At 28.2% G+C, this 20,896-nt stretch carries 20 protein-coding genes; 5 read left to right on the top strand and 15 right to left on the bottom strand.

Annotation, left to right across the window (positions count from 1 at the left end):
• Nucleotides 1-29 precede the first annotated feature (29 nt).
• From infB to IC218_RS01195, 7 genes are all read right to left on the bottom strand, one after another.
• Nucleotides 30-1,970, bottom strand: a complete 1,941-nt coding sequence (infB, locus tag IC218_RS01225; protein ID WP_227434220.1) for a translation initiation factor IF-2 — start codon at nt 1,968-1,970, stop codon at nt 30-32.
• A 21-nt stretch (nt 1,971-1,991) separates the two neighbouring features.
• A complete protein-coding gene (locus IC218_RS01220; protein ID WP_227434219.1) occupies nt 1,992-2,303 on the bottom strand; it encodes a L7Ae/L30e/S12e/Gadd45 family ribosomal protein in 312 nt (103 codons plus the stop codon).
• Nucleotides 2,293-2,574: an RNase P modulator RnpM gene (rnpM, locus tag IC218_RS01215; RefSeq protein ID WP_227434218.1), complete on the bottom strand. Its 282-nt coding sequence runs from the start codon at nt 2,572-2,574 to the stop codon at nt 2,293-2,295. Before rnpM ends, IC218_RS01220 begins: the two co-directional genes overlap by 11 nt.
• A gap of 6 nt (nt 2,575-2,580) precedes the next feature.
• The gene (gene nusA / locus IC218_RS01210; RefSeq protein WP_227434217.1) at nt 2,581-3,735 is read right to left on the bottom strand and encodes a transcription termination factor NusA; all 1,155 of its coding nucleotides are present in this window, start codon (nt 3,733-3,735) and stop codon (nt 2,581-2,583) included.
• A 29-nt stretch (nt 3,736-3,764) separates the two neighbouring features.
• A complete protein-coding gene (gene rimP, locus IC218_RS01205) occupies nt 3,765-4,226 on the bottom strand; it encodes a ribosome maturation factor RimP (protein WP_227434216.1) in 462 nt (153 codons plus the stop codon).
• Between the two features lie 212 nt (nt 4,227-4,438).
• The gene (locus tag IC218_RS01200) at nt 4,439-8,737 is read right to left on the bottom strand and encodes a PolC-type DNA polymerase III (RefSeq protein WP_227823661.1); all 4,299 of its coding nucleotides are present in this window, start codon (nt 8,735-8,737) and stop codon (nt 4,439-4,441) included.
• Nucleotides 8,738-8,949: 212 nt separating this feature from the next.
• Nucleotides 8,950-10,779: an SH3 domain-containing protein gene (locus IC218_RS01195; RefSeq protein ID WP_227482247.1), complete on the bottom strand. Its 1,830-nt coding sequence runs from the start codon at nt 10,777-10,779 to the stop codon at nt 8,950-8,952.
• Between the two features lie 314 nt (nt 10,780-11,093).
• Between IC218_RS01195 and IC218_RS01190 the strand changes: the two genes are divergently transcribed.
• Both IC218_RS01190 and IC218_RS01185 read left to right on the top strand, forming a co-directional pair.
• Nucleotides 11,094-11,831: an NAD-dependent protein deacylase gene (locus tag IC218_RS01190; RefSeq protein ID WP_227823660.1), complete on the top strand. Its 738-nt coding sequence runs from the start codon at nt 11,094-11,096 to the stop codon at nt 11,829-11,831.
• 118 nt (nt 11,832-11,949) lie between these two features.
• Nucleotides 11,950-12,270, top strand: a complete 321-nt coding sequence (locus tag IC218_RS01185; protein ID WP_009905401.1) for a MazG-like family protein — start codon at nt 11,950-11,952, stop codon at nt 12,268-12,270.
• Nucleotides 12,271-12,482: 212 nt separating this feature from the next.
• Here IC218_RS01185 and IC218_RS01180 read toward each other — a convergent pair whose 3' ends face one another.
• The 8 genes from IC218_RS01180 to IC218_RS01140 form a co-directional block, all read right to left on the bottom strand.
• Nucleotides 12,483-12,632 (bottom strand): hypothetical protein, encoded by a 150-nt coding sequence (locus tag IC218_RS01180; protein WP_227434212.1) that lies wholly within the window; start codon nt 12,630-12,632, stop codon nt 12,483-12,485.
• A gap of 1,046 nt (nt 12,633-13,678) precedes the next feature.
• Entirely contained in the window at nt 13,679-15,130 is a 1,452-nt protein-coding gene (locus IC218_RS01170) for a leucyl aminopeptidase (RefSeq protein WP_227434210.1), read from the bottom strand.
• A 15-nt stretch (nt 15,131-15,145) separates the two neighbouring features.
• Entirely contained in the window at nt 15,146-15,586 is a 441-nt protein-coding gene (locus IC218_RS01165) for a MarR family winged helix-turn-helix transcriptional regulator (protein WP_227434209.1), read from the bottom strand.
• Nucleotides 15,587-15,846: 260 nt separating this feature from the next.
• Nucleotides 15,847-16,275 (bottom strand): GerW family sporulation protein, encoded by a 429-nt coding sequence (ytfJ, locus tag IC218_RS01160; protein ID WP_227434208.1) that lies wholly within the window; start codon nt 16,273-16,275, stop codon nt 15,847-15,849.
• On the bottom strand, nt 16,229-16,861 hold the full coding sequence (locus IC218_RS01155; RefSeq protein ID WP_227434207.1) for a DUF2953 domain-containing protein: 633 nt from the start codon (nt 16,859-16,861) through the stop codon (nt 16,229-16,231). The genes ytfJ and IC218_RS01155 overlap by 47 nt, the downstream gene beginning before the upstream one ends.
• A 219-nt stretch (nt 16,862-17,080) precedes the next feature.
• Nucleotides 17,081-17,620, bottom strand: coding sequence for an SMC-Scp complex subunit ScpB (gene scpB / locus IC218_RS01150; RefSeq protein ID WP_227434206.1), 540 nt, complete (start codon nt 17,618-17,620; stop codon nt 17,081-17,083).
• Between the two features lies 1 nt (nt 17,621).
• The gene (locus tag IC218_RS01145; protein WP_227823659.1) at nt 17,622-18,341 is read right to left on the bottom strand and encodes a segregation and condensation protein A; all 720 of its coding nucleotides are present in this window, start codon (nt 18,339-18,341) and stop codon (nt 17,622-17,624) included.
• Between the two features lie 29 nt (nt 18,342-18,370).
• Nucleotides 18,371-18,967: a site-2 protease family protein gene (locus tag IC218_RS01140; RefSeq protein ID WP_227434204.1), complete on the bottom strand. Its 597-nt coding sequence runs from the start codon at nt 18,965-18,967 to the stop codon at nt 18,371-18,373.
• 258 nt (nt 18,968-19,225) lie between these two features.
• Between IC218_RS01140 and IC218_RS01135 the strand changes: the two genes are divergently transcribed.
• From IC218_RS01135 to IC218_RS01125, 3 genes are all read left to right on the top strand, one after another.
• Nucleotides 19,226-19,375, top strand: coding sequence for a hypothetical protein (locus IC218_RS01135; RefSeq protein WP_227823658.1), 150 nt, complete (start codon nt 19,226-19,228; stop codon nt 19,373-19,375).
• A 192-nt stretch (nt 19,376-19,567) separates the two neighbouring features.
• Entirely contained in the window at nt 19,568-20,422 is an 855-nt protein-coding gene (locus IC218_RS01130; protein WP_227823657.1) for an AraC family ligand binding domain-containing protein, read from the top strand.
• A 3-nt stretch (nt 20,423-20,425) separates the two neighbouring features.
• Entirely contained in the window at nt 20,426-20,848 is a 423-nt protein-coding gene (locus tag IC218_RS01125) for a DUF2000 domain-containing protein (protein WP_227823656.1), read from the top strand.
• The last annotated feature ends 48 nt before the right edge of the window (nt 20,849-20,896 follow it).

The following is a 20,896-nucleotide window of genomic DNA, read 5'->3' as shown; positions in this document are numbered from 1 at the left end:
TTTACTAACTGATTTTCTTTGATACGAATTTATAATTTTCTTTCTACTTCTTTAGTTATATAAGCTTCTACTATGTCGCCTTCTTTTATGTCATTATAATTTACAAAACTCATACCACATTCGTATCCAGAATTAACTTCTTTTACATCATCTTTAAATCTCTTAAGTGCTGCCAGTTCACCTTCATGTATTATTATACTATCTCTAACTAATCTTATTTTACAGTTTCTAAATATTTTACCATTAGTTACATAACATCCAGCTACTGTTCCAATACCAGATATTTTATATATTTCTCTTATTTCAGCTTTTCCTGTTTCTTCATCAACATATTCAGGGTCTAACATACCAGTCATAGCAGCTTGTATATCTTCTATAGCCTTGTATATTATAGTATATGTTCTTATATCAACATTTTCCTTTTCTCCTAGAGATTCTGCACCTGGAACTGGTCTTACATTGAATCCTATTATTATTGCATTAGAGGCTGCTGCAAGTAATATATCTGATTCTGTTACAGCTCCAACACCTCCATGTATTACTTTAACCTGTACTTCTTCATTTGATAATTTTTCTAAAGATTGTTTAACTGCTTGTACTGAACCTTGTACATCTGCTTTTATAACTATGTTAAGGTCTTTTATAGCACCTTCACTCATTTGACTAAATAAAGCATCTAGTGATAATCTTTGAGTTGATTTTAACATCTCATCTCTAAATAATTGTTGTCTTCTTGCTGCTACACTTCTAGCAATTTTATCTGTTGGAACCTCAACAAATTGGTCTCCACCTTGTGGAACTTCTGATAGCCCTAATATTTCCACTGCTGTAGATGGACCTGCTGTTTTTACTCTTTTTCCTTTTGCATTTATCATTGCTCTAACTTTACCACATGCAACACCTGCAACAATTGGATCACCTACTGTTAGAGTACCACCCTGAACAAGTACTGTTGCAACTGGACCTCTTCCCTTATCAAGCTCAGCTTCTATAACAGTTCCTACTGCTCTTTTATTTGGATTGGCTCTTAATTCTTCTATTTCAGCAACCAACAATACCATTTCTAAAAGTGTATCTATTCCTTCTTTTTTCTTAGCTGATACTGGAACTGCTATTACTTCTCCACCCCAGTCTTCAACTAATAATCCCTGGTCTGCTAATTCTTGTTTAACTTTATCTGGGTTTGCACCTGGTTTATCTATTTTATTTATAGCAACTATTAAAGGTACTCCTGCTGCTTTAACATGGTTTATTGCTTCTACTGTTTGAGGCATTATACCATCATCTGCTGCAACAACTAATATTGCTATATCTGTAACTTGTGCTCCTCTTGCTCTCATTGATGTGAAAGCCTCATGCCCTGGTGTATCTAAAAAGACTATTTTTTGTCCATTAATTTTAACTTCTGAAGCACCTATATGCTGAGTTATTCCTCCAGCTTCACCTGAAATTACATCAGTTTTTCTTATTGCATCTAGTAAAGATGTTTTACCATGGTCAACATGTCCCATAACTGTAACAACTGGTGGTCTAGGTTTTAAATCCTCTTCATTATCTTCTTCAATTTCCATTAAAGCTTCTATTTCTAAAGCTTCTGTATCATCACTTTCTGCTACTGTTAATTCAAATCCATAGTCTTTGGCAGCTAAAGCAGCAATCTCAAAATTTATCTCTTGATTTATTGTTGCCATAGTTCCCATTTTCATAAGCTTCATAATTATTTCTGATGGAGATTTATCTAATTTAGTTGCCAATACTTGTACTGTCAACTGTCCATCTATTTCTATAATATTTCCATTTTCTTGAGATGAATCTTCACTTAACACTTCAAGTGCTAATTCTAACGCTTCACCTTCTAATACTGAATCTTTGTCAGTTACATTAATATCTAATTCAGCTAACTTATTTATAAGCTCTTCATTTGATATATTTAATTTTTCTGCTATTTGGTATACTCTTGTTTTTGACACAAGATCACCCCCTATTTTATTTTAAATTTCTATTAGTTCAATTATCTTTTTAGCAAAATTTTCATCTTTTATTCCTACGACTGCTCTTGGAGATTTTCCTATTGCAAATCCTATTTCATCTTTTGTTGAAAAAAATAGATATGGAATATTTCTAAAAGTTGATTTATCTTTAAAAAGTTTTTTTGTGTTATTTGATGCATCTTCTGCAATTAAAATTAATTTTACTTTTCCTTTTTTTAAGTCAAGCAAAGTTGAATCATCACCAGACACTATTTTCCCTGCACGAGTTGCGAGTCCTAAGAACGAGTGTATCTTTTCTTTATTATTTTTCATATTCTTCTAACTCCATAAGTAGATTATCATAGACTTCATCAGGAACATCAATTTTAAAAGCTTTATTTAATGCTTTGCTTTTTATAGCTTTTTTTAGACATTCAGAGCTTTTGCACACATATGCTCCTCTTCCATTAGCTCTTCCTGTTGGGTCTAAAAATATTTTTCCTTCTTTATTTTTAACTATTCTTATAAGCTCTTTTTTAGAGTCTCTATCTTGACACGCTATGCATTTTCTTTGAGGCACTTTTTTTACTTTTTTCAAAGCCATCCCTCCTTACTCTTCTTCTTTGAAATTATCATCTGAGATATCTAACTCATCTTGATTGATAAATTCAGCTTTAATACCCTCATCTTCTATTTCTTTGGAATTTTCAAGATTTATCATTTCTTGTTCTGCTTGAGATTCGCTCTTAATATCTATCTTCCAGTTTGTCAATTTTGCTGCAAGTCTTGCATTTTGGCCTTCTTTACCTATAGCAAGTGATAGCTGATAATCTGGAACAATAACTAAGGCAGATTTTTCATCTTCATTTATATCTACTTTAACAACTTTTGATGGGCTAAGTGCTGCTGATATAAACTCTGCTGGATTTTCACTATATTTTATTATATCTATTTTTTCATCACCAAGTTCATCCACTATATTTTTTACTCTAAGTCCTTTTGGACCTACACAAGCTCCAATTGGGTCTATTTTTTCATCTATAGATCTTACTGCCATTTTAGTTCTTGACCCAGCTTCTCTTGCTACTGATTTTATTTGAACTATACCCTCATATATTTCAGGAACTTCTTCTTCAAATAATCTCTTTACTAGACCTGGATGACTTCTTGATACAACTATTTGAGGTCCTTTGTTAGTCTTTTTAACTTCAAGTATATAGAATTTTATTTTTTGACCTGCTTTATAATTTTCAAATGGGATTTGTTCACTTTGAGTCATTATCCCTTCTATTCTTCCAAGATTTACATAAACAATATTTTTATTTGCTCTAGCAACCTCTCCTGTAACTATTTCATTTTCTTTTTCTATAAATTCATTATACACTATTTCTCTCTCAGCTTCTCTTATTCTTTGAACAACTACTTGTTTTGCTGTCTGAGCTGCAATTCTCCCAAAGTTTTTAGGTGTAACTTCATGCTCTATAATATCACCCAGTTCATAATTAGGGTTTATTTCTCTAGCATCTGCTAACTCTATTTCTAAGAAAGTATCATACAAGTCTGATTCATCGACAACTACTCTTTGAGAAAACACCTTTATATCGCCTTTGTCTCTATCAAACTCAACTCTAACATTTTGTGCTGAACCAAAGTTTTTTTTGTATGCAGTTAAAAGAGCTTGCTCTATAGTATCTATAAGTATTTCTTTATCTATACCTCTATCAACTACTAATTCATTTAGTGCTTCCATAAATTCATGATTCATTTTTTATTTCCTCCCTATTTAATATACCACTAAAACTTTATTGCTAATCTAACAATAGCAACATCTTTTCTATTAAATTCCATTTCTTCACCATTTATAATGATTTTTATATTATTGTCTTCTGTTAATCCTACAAGTTCACCTTCAAATTGTTTACATCCATTTAATGGTTTATATAATTTTAAATCTACATCTCTACCTTGGTATCTAGCAAAATCTCTGTCTTTTTTTAGTGCTTTATCAAGCCCTGGAGAAGATACTTCTAAGAAATAATTCTCTTTTATAGGGTCTTTTTCGTCTAATATTGGGCTTAGTTCTCTACTAACTAATTCACATTCGTTTAAAGATATTCCTTCTTCTTTATCTATGTATACTCTTAAGTAGTATTCTCCCGCTTCTTTTACATATTCAACATCAACCATTTCAAATCCATGTTCATCCGTTATTTTAGTTACAATTTCTTCAATTGCTACTTCTAAATCTTTTTTCATTAAATTACCTCCTATTCAATTGTAAATGACTATTTTAAATTTATTAAATAATTTTTAAATTAAATGTATTTAATAAATTTAAACTAGTTCTTAATAATATATTTAAAATAAAAGAGTGAGAACAGCTGTCTCACTCTTAGTTTCTGCAAAGTATACTATTTTCTATACTATGATATCATAAAATTCTTTTATTTGCAACTTTTTGAACTAACCTAAAACAGTGACAATTGGTTTTCATCACTCATATTTTCAAGTGAGCCATGATTAGTAAGTGTTTCTATTACTGTTTTTGATACTTTTGCTCTCTTTCTTAAATCTTCTTTTGATATAAACTCACCATTTTTTCTTTCATTTTGAATATTTAAAGCTGCATTTCCTCCAAGACCTTGTATTGCTGCCATTGGTGGAAGTAATGTTTTTTCTCCAACAACTATAAAGTCACTTGCATCCGATTTATATATATCAACTGGTAACAGCCTTATCCCCCTTGCATACATTTCAAGTGCAACTTCTAATACGGTCAACATACCTTTTTCCTTTGTAGTTGCATCATTTCCCAATGCTTCAATCTCATTTATTTTTGATTTTATAGTATCCAAACCTTTAACAATTAAATCTGCATCAAAATCTTCCACCTTTGTAGTAAAGTAAGTTGCATAAAAGGCTTCTGGGTAATGTACTTTACAATATGCAATTCTAAATGAGGTCATAACATAAGCAACAGCATGTGCTTTAGGGAACATATATTTAATCTTTTTACACGAACCTATATACCATTCTGGAACATTATTTTTCTTCATTTCTTCAATATGTTCTGGTTTTAAACCTTTCCCTTTTCTTACACTCTCCATTATTGTAAAACTCATCTTAGGAGGTAAGCCTTTAAATATTAAGTAGTTCATTATGTCATCTCGTGTAGATATAACATCTTTTAATCCCACTATACCTTCTCTAACTAAATCTTGTGCGTTATTTACCCAAACATCTGTACCATGAGAAAGACCAGATATACGTACGAGCTCTGCAAACGTAGTAGGTTTTGTATCAAGGAGCATTTGTCGTACAAACTTAGTTCCAAATTCAGGTACAGCAAGACATCCTATAGGACAATTTATCTCTTCTGGTGTAACTCCTAACGCTTCTGTAGATGTAAATAAAGACATAGTCTCTTCATCATCTAGAGGAATTTCAGTTATATTTATTCCAGTAATATCTTCAAGCATTCTTATGATAGTAGGACCGTCGTGTCCAAGTATATCAAGTTTAAGTATCCTACCACTTATTGAATGATAATCAAAGTGAGTAGTTATAACGCCACAAGAAGTATCATTTGCTGGATATTGTATAGGTGTAAAATCATATACATCTTTATAGTCTGGTATAACCATAACTCCACCAGGATGCTGTCCTGAGGTTCTTTTTACGCCAGTACACCCATTTGAAAGTCTAAGAACCTCCGCATTTGGTACACTTATATTATTTTCTTCTACATATTTTCTTGCATATCCAAAAGCTGTTTTTTCTGCTACTGTACCTATAGTTCCTGCTCTATATACATATCCCTCTCCAAATAATTCTTCGGTGTATTTGTGGATTGTTGGCTGATAATTTCCTGAGAAATTTAGGTCTATATCTGGTTCTTTATCTCCTTCAAAACCTAAGAAAACCTCAAACGGAATGTCATGACCATTTTTAGCAAGTTTTCTTCCACATTTTGGACAATCCTTATCTGGCAAGTCAACACCTGACCCCCATTCACCTATTTCATAAAAAAAGGAATATTTACAATCTTCATTTTCACAAATATAGTGAGCTGGTAGAGGATTAACTTCTGTTATATCACTCATAGTAGCTGCAAATGATGAACCAACAGAACCTCTTGAACCAACCAAATACCCATCTGAAAGAGATTTTGCAACTAGTTTTTGAGCTATAATATACATAACTGCATATCCATTACTTATTATTGAATTTAATTCTCTATCCAATCTTTTTTGAACTATTTCTGGTATTGGCTCTCCATAAATCCGTTTAGCTTTTTCATAGCACATTTCCCTTAATTCTACATCTGAACCTTCTATAATTGGTGGATATGTATCATCTGGTATAGGTTTTATATTTTCAACCATATCAGCAATCAAATTACTATTTTCAACCACAACTTCATATGCTAATTCTTCTCCAAGATAACTAAACTCCTCCAACATTTCATCTGTTGTCCTAAAATGTAAATAAGTCTCTTCTTCATCTACCTTAAATCCTTGAGAATACTTTAGAACTTTTCTTAAAACAGCCTCATGTTTATCTAAAAAATGCACATCTCCAGTAGCTACTGGAATTTTATTAAACCTCTTAGCTGTATCAATTAATTTTCTATTTAATTCTCTCAGCTCTTCTTCATCCTTTACTTCTCCTTTATCAATCATAAACCTATTGTTATCTATAGGCATTACTTCTATATAATCATATAAATCTATTATTTTTTTCATTTCTTCATCAGATACATTTTTCTTTACAGCTTGAAAAACAACCCCTGCTTCACAAGCAGAACCAATTATGAGACCTTCCTTATACTCATTTAAAATACTTCTAAGGATTCTTGGGGCTCTAAAAAAATGATTTACATGTGCATCTGAAATTATTTTATATAAGTTTTTTATACCTATAGAATTTTTTGCTATCAAAGTTATATGATTTGTACTAAGCTTTGTATAATCGATTTTTCCAAGAATATTATTCACATCACTTAAAGTTTTGGCACCTTTTTCTGTAAGCATCTGTAAAAATTTATTAAATATAAGTGCAGTTGCTTCCGCATCATCAACTGCTCTATGGTGGTTTAAAAGAGGTATGCCAAGCTCTTTAGCAACAACATTTAATCTATGTCTTTTTAACTTTGGAAGCATTACTCTGGCTAACATAAGTGTATCTACTTTTTTGTGATTATACATTATCCCCTGTTCTCTACACTTTTGTGATATAAATCCAGTATCAAACTCCGCATTATGTGCAACTAGTACACTATCTCCAACAAACTCCATAAATCTTGGAAGAACTTCTTCAATAGTTGGCTTATCTTTAATCAATTCATTAGTTATTCCTGTTAATTCTTGTATCTTATACGAAATATCTTTTTCAGGATTTATTAATTCACTAAATCTATCTACAATTTTAAAATTTTCTATTTTTACAGCACCAATTTCAGTTATTTTATCATTTGTATTAGAAAATCCAGTAGTCTCTATATCAAATACAACAAACGTCTGAGAAAGTTCTTTATCATTTGCATCTTCTATAATAAGAGAATCATCTTCAACTAAATACCCTTCTACTCCATAAAGTATTTTTATGTTGTTTGCCTTACCAGCATTCATAGCATCTGGGAATCCCTGTACAACACCATGGTCTGTTATAGCAACCGCTGGATGTCCCCATTTTGCTGCACGTTCTACAAGTTTTTTAACAGAACAAATAGCATCCATAGAAGACATCTGAGTATGTGCATGAAGCTCCACCCTTTTTTCTTCTGAAGTATCTTTTCTCTCTGGTCTAGCTTCTTGTCTAATTCCACTAATCATCATACTAATTTCTCTTTGATATGTATCATAAACTATGTCACCTTTAAGTTTTAAATAAGCTCCTTTTTTAACATTTTCAAGTACTCCATCTTTATTGGTATCTGTTAAAAATAGCTTACAACTTATTGAACTAGTATAATCTGTAATTGATGCTATCATAAGTATTTTTCCATTTTTAAGTTCTTTAGTCTCAACATCAAATATATCTCCAACAACTGCAACTGTTCCAGAAGAGGCATTTAAGCTAGATATATTTTCAATCATAGCATTTGCATTATCTCCATAGACTAAATTTTCGTCAACTTCTGATTTAATAACATAGCCTTCTTCTTCATTTTCTTCACACTTATTAATTTGTCCAATTTCCAATGCTCTAATTTTTTCTTCCATTTCTCTATCATTTATTCTTATAAGTCTTTCTACATTTACCTTTTCATCAACAGCTTTTTCAATAGTTATATCTAAATCCAATCCCAATTCTTCACTAAGAACAGTTTTAAGTACATGAACTACATTTTTTTTTATTAATCTCTCATAAAATATACCCTTTGGGAGTTTTATTTTTAATTCTTCATCTAAACAAAGAAATTCAACTTGCTTATACCATCCTGCAATGGATGGACACAGGTACTTTAATATATACAAGATATTATTCCAATATTTTTTTATAACATCTTTGTTAGATTTTCTTTCAAACCCAGTAAATCTTATTTTCATCTTTATATCTTTAAAATAATCAAGCTTATACATCAATTCTTCTCTAAATTTATCTAAAAGTTCATGTGAAACAATATCTTTAGATGTCAGGTAAAAATAAACAATTTTATTTTCTTTAAAATAAACTACTCTACTTATGTAAACTTCTTTAAGTTGCTTTCCAAGACCGCTGTTATTAATTTCTAATTTATCTAAATATTCCTTAACACTTTCCATTTATATCCTCCTTTCCTAACATTATATATATATTATTACCACTTTTTCTCTATTTCTATCTATTACTCACTTATATTTACTTAGAATTAATATTATAGCATAAAAATTTTGCTAATATTAAGATTTATATCTTGTAAATTATATACAAAAAGACTACAGATAATTTAAACAAAATGAAAAACTACCCATAGTCTATATTTTTTACTTATGTATTACTTATATTGTGGTACCTCAAAGACTAAACTACTTCCACCACCATAAAGGCCAATTAAATTTTCCATAATTCCAGAAATTCCATTAGCCCAATTTACATCAGTTGCATATTGGTGCCATGTATAATCATAATTCCACTTCATCTTGTAAATAGTATTTTGATTGTACTTAGAACTATTTACATAGTTTTGAGATATCCATTTTGCAGAACCATCTATCGTAGCTTCAATACTAGTCCATCCATTAGAATATGCTGCCTCTGCTCCTGAAACATTGGCACTTTTATCTATTGCTCCTATTCCAAAAAAATTATACACTTTAACTGGCTTGCTAAGAGCTTGGCCTTTATAAGAAGTCAATGTCTGACCTTGTGCAAGTGTAGATTTACCATAAGCAGTTTCCCACATAGCATGAGATACTAGATATACTACATCTATATTATACTTCTTAGCAGCGTTTATAAATGCAGCTCCTTGATTCTTAAATACACTAGAAGATAATCCATTAAGGTATGAATTTAAGCTTGACTCTGATATACCACTTCTATAGCTATTAATTTTTAAGAATTGCATCATACCTTTTGTAGTATTTGTAAAGTTTTTAGGATTTAAATAATATTCTATGTCACTTGAACTAGCATTTACAAATGAACTTGTTCTTTGTGCTGAAAATGTACTAAATTCAGGACTTGGGGTACTTTTTCTATTACCTGGAGCTATTACATTCCCTCCTGCTGTTGCTTTCTCAACTTGTTTACTTACATGAGAAGCTAGTGTATAGTTTAAAGATTTGTAATCAATCTTAGCTCCACTTATATTTGCCATACCATTTACTTGTCCTGACGTTGTAGAATCATTATTTCCATTATTATTGGAATTGTTATTTGAGTTATTATTATTTGTATTATCATCTGATGTATCTGTCGAATCAGCTAGATAATTCCCCACAACAAATGCTTCTTTATTGTTAAAATTAATTTTAGCCCACCCACTACTTTCTGACATCACAGTTACTTTGCTTCCCTTATAGACTTTTCCTAATTTACTATATGTAGAGCCTGGACCACTTCTTACATTTAAAGAGGCTGTATTTACAAATTTATTAGTATTTTTTTTATCAGTATCTTGGCTAGAATTATTTGTATCACTCTGACCTGCATCTGATAAATACATACTAGATACATATCCATCTTTTCCATTATACTTTATTTTTGACCATCCATTAGATTCTGATATTACTTCTACCTTACTTCCTTTTTGTAACTTACCTAATACACCATAGCTTGTATTTGGACCACTTCTTACATTTAGTGAAGTTGTATTTACCTGCTTAGTTTTTGATTTATTAGTTGAACTTGATACATCTCCTAGATAAGAACTCGATACATAACCTAGTCTTCCATCATATTTGATTTTTGACCAGCCATTGCTTTCTGATATTACTTCTACTTTTTGTCCCTTTTTTAATACAGTTATAACTCTATAGCTTGTTCCTGCTCCATTTCTCATATTTAAACTATTTGAGGTAACCTGTTTTTCTTTATTTGTAGATGTTCTTAAAAAGTCACCATTAGATTTTGCTATATATTTTGATGAAGCCCAACCTTCTTGTCCAGATTCAGCTTTTATTTTATACCATCCATTAGAAGAGTCTTTTATTAAAACTTTATCATCTTTTTTAGCAACAAAAGATATACTACTTTCGGCAGTTGGTTCATTTCTTACATTTAAATAATTTATAGTCACTATACCTATTTCTCCATCAGCATGTGCATTTACCATAGTTAATGGCAATACAGCTAATGTTGCTAAAGCTGCTTTTTTCTTCACTTACTTCCCCCGCCCTTCTTTTAACACTAAAACAATTTTAATATAATTATACGACAACTTATGATTTTAGTAAATATTGTCTATTTATATTATGTATACATTTTATTTATACTTTCTTTATTTTCATTTCTGATTTTAATTTATCTATTTATATATTGAAAAATATAAACTCTTTTAGCTCATATAATTTTATTTATGCCTACTCTTTAAATTGATTTGTAAAACATTAAGAAGATACTCAGAATCTAATAAAGTAACATAAACTTTATAATATGTAGTACAATCTATATATAATAATTTTGGAGGTGTAAACTATGGATGCAAATAACCTAAAAGACTTAATATCTAATCATAATAATATAGTATTTTTTGGTGGAGCAGGTGTTTCAACTGAATCTAATATACCAGATTTCAGAAGCTCTACTGGACTTTTTAGTCAAAAACTCAATAAACAATTTACTGCTGAGCAATTAGTTTCACATACTTTTTTTGTTAAATATCCAGAAGAGTTCTTTGAATTCTACAAAGATAAACTGATATATCCTAATGCAAGACCTAATAATGCCCATATAGCTTTGGCAAAGCTAGAAGAAATGGGGAAACTTAAAGCTGTTATAACTCAAAATATTGATGGACTTCATCAAATGGCTGGAAGTAAGAATGTTTTAGAACTTCATGGTTCTGTACATAGAAATTACTGTACTAACTGTGGTAAATTTTTTGATTTAGAAGCTATGCTAAATCTAGGAGGTAATATTCCTCATTGTGATGATTGTGGCTCTATAGTAAAACCTGATGTAGTGCTTTATGAAGAAGCTCTTGATGGTGATGTTATTACTAAGACAATTTCTGCTATAAGTAATGCTGATTTACTGATTATAGGAGGTACATCATTGGCTGTATATCCAGCAGCTAGTTTTATAGATTATTACAAAGGTAAATATATTGCTCTTATTAATAAGGCAAACACAGTTTATGATAAATCTGCATCTCTTGTAATTAATAGACCTATTGGAGAAGTCCTATATGAAGCTGTATTAAGACAAATATAGATTTATTTCAATATTTTTATTATATATATGAGTTTTTATGTTGAATTTAAAGTTTCTTTTTATTATTATTTTTGTTATAGTATTTTAGTATAAATATATAATTTGAAAGGAGCTTTTTATGAAACTAAAAACTATATCTTTACCAGAACTTAATAATTTAGACCCAACACTGGAATCTACATTTATCAAAATGGGTGAAGAGCAAGGCGAACTAGCTGAATGTATAGGCAAATTCAGAAATCTAAGTGGAGAAAATAATGACTTAGATGAAGTTGATATTATAAAGAAAACTGCTAAAGAATTGATGGACGTGGCTCAAACATGTGTAACTATGATGTTTAAACTAGAAGAACAATATGGTATTAATCTTGATGAAATACGCAAAGAACATATAAAAAAACTAGAAAAAAGAGGCTACATAAAAAACATAGATAAGTAAACATTCTATCTCTAAATATTTATTAAAATAAATTTAAAGTCTGAAATGTTTAATTTCTATGTAAATTTGCTATTAAATGGTATCTCAAAATGATTTTTTAAATTGTAATTGAGATACCATTTTTTATTTTATTTGTATATATTATTTGATATTTTCATAAACAATTAAATTTTATCCAGTATAATGAGTTTTTTGTCAGCAAAATTTTATTTTTAACTTCTATATTGTTCTCTCTTATTTTCATAAATTTTACTATATTCTTCTATCGCTTCATCCCATGCTTCTATATCTGTTATCCCTTTTTCAATTGCTAATAAATGAACTATCTCAGCTAACTTTGATGCTGATTCTATTATTCCCATTTGTTACACCCTCTCTATTGTCAAATACTTACAAAAACTGTTAATTAGTTCTAATATTTGTTATTATTATTCCCAAAAACTTTAATAAATAAAAATATTTTTATTTTTTGACACGATTCTAATATGGCCACTATGACTACGAAATTTAAAAACTTTTATCTCTTTAAATTTTCTATATAAAATCTTAACTTTATTAAATTTTTTATATATTAAATTGACAGAGGATGAATATATTTATATAGGTACATATTAATTTATTATAGGAGAGAATGCTCTATGTTTAAAATTTTTCTTTTTTCTAGTGAACAGTTTGTAAGTCTTTTTATATTCGGATTATTTCTATATCATTGTCCAAAGCTAACAAAAAATATTTTACCCTATAGTTACACAGTTGAAAAAATACTTTGTACCTTAATGGTAATAGTCGTTGCTTTAGAACAAATTTTAATTATTTCTTCAGGGAATTATAGCACCTTGAATTCCTTACCAATTGGAATTAGCCATATTTGTATCTACATATGTATAGCTATATTAGTTTTTAAACAGTATCATTTTTTTAACATATTTTTTTCTTGGAGTTTAGTTTGTTCTGTTGGAGAACTTATTTTTTCTAAAAACTTAGGATACGAATTTCCTAGCTTCATATATTTTCTATTTATCTTCTCTAAATGTTTGATAATATATGCAAATATTTATATGGTTGATGTAAGAAAATTTAAAGTTAACAGACATGCATTTAGAGATAATTTTGGAATTTGTCTTATTTATTTTTCATTTATATTTTTACTAAATACATTTACTGATTCACAATATTACTATAGCTTTTTAAGTTACAATACAACTACCATTTTCATATTTATTTTTGCTACTAGCATTGTGTACATACTTCCTCTTTTATCCAATATAGATACCTTTATCCTTGAAAAAAAGAAAAAGAGTAAATAATTTATTTAAATTTATAAATAAAGCCACTTAGATATTTTTTAAGTTTTAAAAATATCCAAGTGGCTTTACACATTAAACTATAGTTTTTGTAATATATAATTTTATACCTCTGCTAAATAATACAATGTCCTAACAGGCTCTCCTGTCGCTCCTTTTGATTTATATCCCTTTGATTTTGATGATGTACTTGTACCTGCTATATCCATATGTATCCATGGAGTACTGCCAACAAATTCTCCAATAAAGGCTCCTGCTGTTATGCATCCAGCATTTTTACCTCCAGTATTTTTAAGGTCTGCTTCTTCTCCCTTTACCATATTTTTAAACTCATCATAAAGAGGCATCTTCCAAACTCTTTCTCCAGATAAAGTAGATGCTTTTTCCAATTCACAATAAAAATCATCATTATTTGTTACTACAGGAGTTGCAACATTACCTAATAATGTTAAAGCTGCACCAGTCAATGTTGCTACATCAACAACTTTTGTTACTTTTTCATTATTAATAATGTAATATATTGCATCGGCTAATGTAAGTCTACCTTCTGCATCTGTATTTAAAACTTCGATAGTTTTTCTTGCCATAGAGTTAATTATATCTCCTGGCTTATATGAACCTCCCGATAAAGCATTTTCACATGCAGCTACTACTGCTATAACATTTTTCTTTAATTTACTCTGAGATATGGCACACATAGCTCCTATTACACTTGCAGCTCCAGCCATGTCTGTTTTCATATCTAGCATAGATGCATTTGATTTTAAAGAATATCCACCAGTATCATAAGTCAATCCTTTGCCCACTAGACCTAGTATATCTGAATTCTCTTCATCTCCAAAATATCTCATTACTATAAATCTTGGTTTATTAACTGAACCTCTTGATACAGCAAAAAAAGCTTCCATACCCAATGCTTTTATTTTTTCTTCTTCATAAATCTCAACATTAAATCCATACTCTGCCCCAAGTCTAACTGCCTCTATTGCCAATGTCTTTGGGTATATTATATTTGATGGTTCGTTAACTAGATTTCTAGCTATTATAGTTGAATTAGATAGTATTCTAGCTTTTTCTATTTGACAATCTGCTTCTTTTTCAGTGAATATAATTATATTCTCTATTTCTCTTTCTTCAAATTCTTTACTTTTTGTCTTATATTTATCAAATTTATAGTTTCCAAGCAATATTCCTTCTGAAAAAGCACCTATCTCTTCTATATCTAAATTAATATTTATTATGTTAATATCATTATTTTTACATACTTTATTTCTCAATATACTTTTTATTTTTTTACATAAATTGCCCCCTATGATTCTAAGTTTTTCCTTATCTAAAGATTCTTTCTTACCAAGACCAACTAGACAAATATCTATTAGATTTTCATTTTCGAGCAATGTCACAATCTCTATGTTATTTTCTTTAGCACTGAAGTTTTTACTTACAATATTTAATTTATCAAACATTGTAGAAACATTCTCATCTTCAAACACAGTAACTACAGTTATAGCATCATCCAAGCTTTTTAATATTTCTTTAGAACATTTTATCTGCATATCAAATTCTCCTTTTTAAAATAATTGCTCAATTATATTTCTAGAGTCTTCCAAAGAATCAAATAATTTATCTTTGTTTTTTACATCTAAACAGTTCATTTTATCACTTATTATAGATATAAATTTTAATATTTCATCATCTAGTATTTTTTCTCCACTTTCAGTTATTCCATAAAAAGTATTTCGTCTATCTCTACTATCTTCTTCTCTATATACATAGTCTTGCTCAACTAGCTTATTAAGCAATATACACAAACTAGAAGTAGATACATGTAAGTCTCTACTTAAATTTTTAAGTTCCATTTTATTATGCTTTCTTATACTTACTAAAGCAAAAAATTGCCTTTCTGTAAGTACTTTACCTTTTTTATATCTTTCATTATTAATAATCTTTATTAAATTATGAAAGTTATTCATACTTTCCAACAACAAAATAGATAACTCTTTATCACTCATAAAATTCACCTCAAAATTAATAATTGGGACTCCCTCTCATCCCCCCAATATGTTTATATATCTCTAATATAATACTTCTTTTCTTTTTATAATTATACTATAGATAAACTTTATTATCCATTTAAATTGTTTTAAACTAAAATATTATTAGGTATAAAGTAAAAAACATTTAAATTACATTATAAAATAGTGAGACTTATATCAATCTCACTATTTTACTTAAGGATATATTTTATTTTCAAAAGTATTCTAATCTTATACTACATATTATTCTTGTCTGTATTTTTATTATTTTGAGATATATTCTGAATTTTTTCTAATACTCTAGGAGTTATAGACAAGATATTATCTACTAGATTAATATTACTATCTAAACTCATTATTCTAGTTTCTCCACTTTCAACTACTACAAATGCTACTGGTTGTACAGATATAGCTCCTGCACTACCTCCTGCAAAATTTGTATCTGCTTTTTCACTTTTTATTTCAATATTTTTATCTTTCTCATCATATCCTTTTGAATATTCTCCTCCACCTATACCAAATCCAATTGTTACTTTTGATATAGGAACAACTACTGTAGTATCTGTTTTTATAGGGTCTCCTATAATAGTATTTGCATCTATAGAACCTTTAATAGTTTCAAGAGTTGTTTCCATAAGACTTTGTATCGAACCTGTTGCTCTCATTACTATCACCTCCCTTATAATTTCCTTTATTTTTATTCATAACCTTATTAACCATTATTATAAAATGAAATAAATCTTTTATTCTTGACCTTATATGTATCCTTACATTTCCCAAAAAGTAATCTTTTGTAAAATTTGGATTTACATTTAGATATATTTTTTCTGCATCAATTATATTAAATAAATTTCCATATAGAGTATTTATTAATACATACACAGAAGATGTCAAACTTACATTTTTAGTTCCAAAATCAATGTTTGAATAAAATTCATGTATTTTTATCTTTTTTAATAGTCTATAAATACTTAAAAGGTCATCAGCTAATAATATACTAGAGTCTATATTATTCTTCATCCCCTCTTTTTTATCATTATTGTTACTATTTTCAGCTGGATATAGTTGTCTATTTATATTTATTAAATCAAACATGTATTTTATATTAAGTTTTAAGCAAACATCTTTATTGTTTATATCTGCTATTAATAAGATATTTATATGAGACATTAAAAACAATACAATTATACTTATTATAAAAATTATTGCTATTATTAAGTATTTAAAATTAAGTAATTCATTAATCTCCATGTCTATATTATCATCAAAAAATTACTATTTATACTTAATTAACCATATTTATTTTACCAAAACCACTTTTTTATATTCACACAAAAAAACACAATAACTTAGAGTATTTTAAACCTTCTAAAAAATTTAAAACTATAAACTAAATTACTGTGTTCTCCATATTTTTATTTTAAAATTAACATTTCTATTGTAAAATTAATATTCTCTTTGTATAACATTTTATTCATTTGTTAATGCTTCTTGATAAGTTTCTATAGCAGGCAACTCTTCAAGACTTTCTATATTTAGCAACTTTAAAAATTCATCTGTTGTCTTATAAATTATAGGTTTTCCTATTTTATTAAGTCTACCAGCCTCTCTTATAAGTTGATTTTCAAATAGAGTTTGTAGCACCTTATCACATTTTACTCCCCTTATATCTTCTATCTCTACCTTCGTTATTGGTTGTTTATATGCAATTATAGTAAGAGTCTCTAGTGTAGCTTGACTCAAACTTTTCTTTTTCTTTGGTTCAATAATTTTTTTTATATATTCTGCATAATCTTCATTTGTACACATTTGATATTTGTTTTCCAATTTGATTATTTGAATACCTCTATTTTTTTCTCTATATTCATCAATAAGTAAATTTAACATAATCTCTATCTCTTTTGATGAAAGTTCTTTATTTATTATATAATTTAATTCTTTTATACTTATTGGGTCACCATATGCAAACATAATAGATTCTATAATACACTTTATATCTTCTCTTTTCATTTTAACACTCCGAACTTTTTCTAATTAAAATATCATCAAAAAATATATCTTGTACCACCACTATCTCTTTTTCTTTTATAAGCTCCAATATAGATAAAAAAGTAGCAATTATTTCATCATTTTCATATGATTTTATGATATTTGTAAAAGTAACTTCTATTTTCTCTTTTATGACATTTCTTATATACACTATTTTTTCTTCCACAGATATTATCTTTTTTCTCACTATTTTATCCAATTTTTCATCATTAGTACTTTCAATTTGTGATGTTTTAACCTTAAATATATATGGAAGTATATTTTTTATTGCCTCTATTGATATATCTTCTAAATCTACATTATCATCAATAACTATTTCTTCTTTAGTTCTATAAAATCTTTCATTAATATAAGTTATATTTTCCTTTATATCTTGTGATGCTATTTTAAATTTTCTGTATTCTTCTAATTTCTCCATAAGTTCTATTCTTGGGTCTTCTTCTTCATCCTTTTGTTTGTAAAGTAAGTATTTAGATTTTATCTCTAAAAGCTTAGATGCCATAGTTATAAATTCGCTAGTTATCTCTAAATCCATTTTGTCTAACATTTTTAGATAATTAAGATATTGCTTAGTTATATCTATAATTGATATATCTTTTATATCTATCTTATGTTTAGTTATCAAGTCATACAGCAAATCTAATGGTCCCTCATAAACTTGTAATTGTATATTATACTTCATATTAATCCCTCTTTAAGTTATTTATTTTATTAAACAAATAAATATACTATTCTTAGTAATACGGTATATATTGGTGTTAATATTATTTGATATATCCCTGTAAATAAAGCAATCAACAAAATTATATAACTCATATTTTCAAATTTATATACATATTCATTCCATTTATATGGAACAAGTGTAGATATAACTCCCCATCCATCAAGTGGAGGTATAGGCAGTAAATTAAAAGCTGCAAATCCCATACTATATAAGAATACATATTCAGCTATTGTATTTATCGCATACATGTGCACATATTTATTTATAATGACACAGACTATAGCGGTCAGAACATTACAGAAAACACCTGCAAGTGAAACTATCAAATTGCCTATCTTGTAATTTTTAAAATTATTAGGATTTACTGGGACTGGCTTTGCCCATCCTATTCTAAGAATAAACATAGCCAAAAGACCAATTGGGTCGACATGTCTTACAGGATTTAATGTCATTCTTCCATAAGCCTTAGCTGTATCATCACCTAATAAATGTGCCGAGTATGCATGACCAAACTCATGTATTGATATTGCCATGGCTATACCAACCAAACTTGCTACGATTTCTCCTATATTCATACTTAACATTAATGTACATCTCCTAAATTAAATTTTTAATACTATTATAACAATTAAATAACTTATAATCAAAATTATTTTATATTATAATAATTGTGTGTATAAGCATAAAATTAAAATTCATTTTTTACTTTATAACTTTTATTATTATATCATATTAGCTGTAAAAATATAATAATTACACTTATTGGTAGTACAATATTATATTGACATAAACTGACATTGTTGTTATCTTATTGGTGTATTACAAATGAAGGTAACAACAAAATGAATAGTACTGTAGAAAATAATGAACTAAAATTTAGATACACAGTTGAATCAGATACAAACCTTGTATTAAAATTTATAAAAGAACTTGCTTCTTATGAGAACATGTTAGACGAAGTTGTTGTAACTGAAAAAATACTTAATCATTAACTATTTGTAAAGAAAAAGGCAGAAGTTTTAATTGGTTAGCAAAATAAATTACATATAAATATTATTTAATTTGACAACTAAAAAAATTAAGTTGTCATTTTTTTAGTTGTTCTTAATTTTTAGTCAATATCATACAAGAACTACAAAAAAATATATGTTACACTTTATACATTATGAAAGGAGGTTGTCCAAGTGAAACAAGAAGAACGCACAGTATGTTTTGATAGTGAATTAGAAATTGAAGCATATAGATTCAAAGGTATTATGCAAAATTTTCCAAACCATTTTCATGAACACTATGTGATTGGTTTGATAGAAAAAGGTCAAAGATATTTATCATGCAAAAACAAAAAGTATACCACAAGCACAGGAGATTTATTACTTTTTAATCCTTTTGATAGTCATACTTGTGAACAAATAGATAATGAAGTTCTTGATTATAGATGTATTAATATTAAGCCAGAAATAATGCAAAAAGCTGTATTAGAAATTACAGGGAAAAATTATTTACCTCAATTCAATCAGCAGGTAATATTTCGTAGTGAATTAGTACCTTTGCTACAAGAACTACATCATATAATTATGGAAGAACAATTAGATTTTAAAAAAGAAGAAATATTCTTTTTCCTAATTGAACAAATAATCAATGAATATACAGAGCCAGTTTTACAATCTAACTCAGAAAAAATAAATACAGAAATTCAAATAGTCTGTGATTATTTAGAAAATAATTATGCTGAACGCATAGCACTTGATGAATTAAGTTATCTAGCAAAAATGAATAAGTACTCATTACTTCGTAATTTTACAAAATTAAAAGGTATTACACCCTATAGATACCTTGAAAATATAAGAGTAAATAAAGCTAAGAAACTTTTAGAAAATGGAATAGAACCTATAGATGCTGCTATACAAACAGGCTTTGTGGACCAAAGTCACTTTACAAATTTCTTTAAAAACTTTATTGGTCTTACACCTAAACAGTATCAAAATATATTTATAAACAATGATAAAAATAATTTTAAAGAGGATAAAAAGGAGAATTGAAAAATGGAAAATAAAAATGTAAAATGTGTTATGGTAATAGATGAAAATTTACCAATGGGAATTATATCAAATACAGCAGCAGTAATGGGAGTTACACTAGGTAAATATACTCCAGAAATAGTAGGTCCAGATGTAGTTGACAAAACAGGTAATAATCATTTAGGAATTGTTGCTATACCTGTGCCTATCTTAAAAGGAAACAAAGAAATTATAAAGAATTTACGTAAAAAATTATACACTCCTGAATTTGAAGGATTAACTGTTGTAGATTTTTCAGATGTTGCACAAGGTTGTAATATTTATGAGGAATTCACACAAAAAATTGCCACTGTCCAAGAAGATGAACTACAGTATTTTGGTATAGGAATATATGGAAATAAAAAGCAAGTAAATAAACTTACAGGCAGTATGCCTTTACTTAAATAATCATTGTAAGCATCTGCTTATAACAATCTTTAATATACTAGATAAAAA

The organism is Clostridioides sp. ES-S-0005-03 (assembly GCF_020658455.1).
Lineage (GTDB): Bacteria > Bacillota > Clostridia > Peptostreptococcales > Peptostreptococcaceae > Clostridioides.
This window is presented reverse-complemented; position numbering and strand designations above follow the sequence as displayed.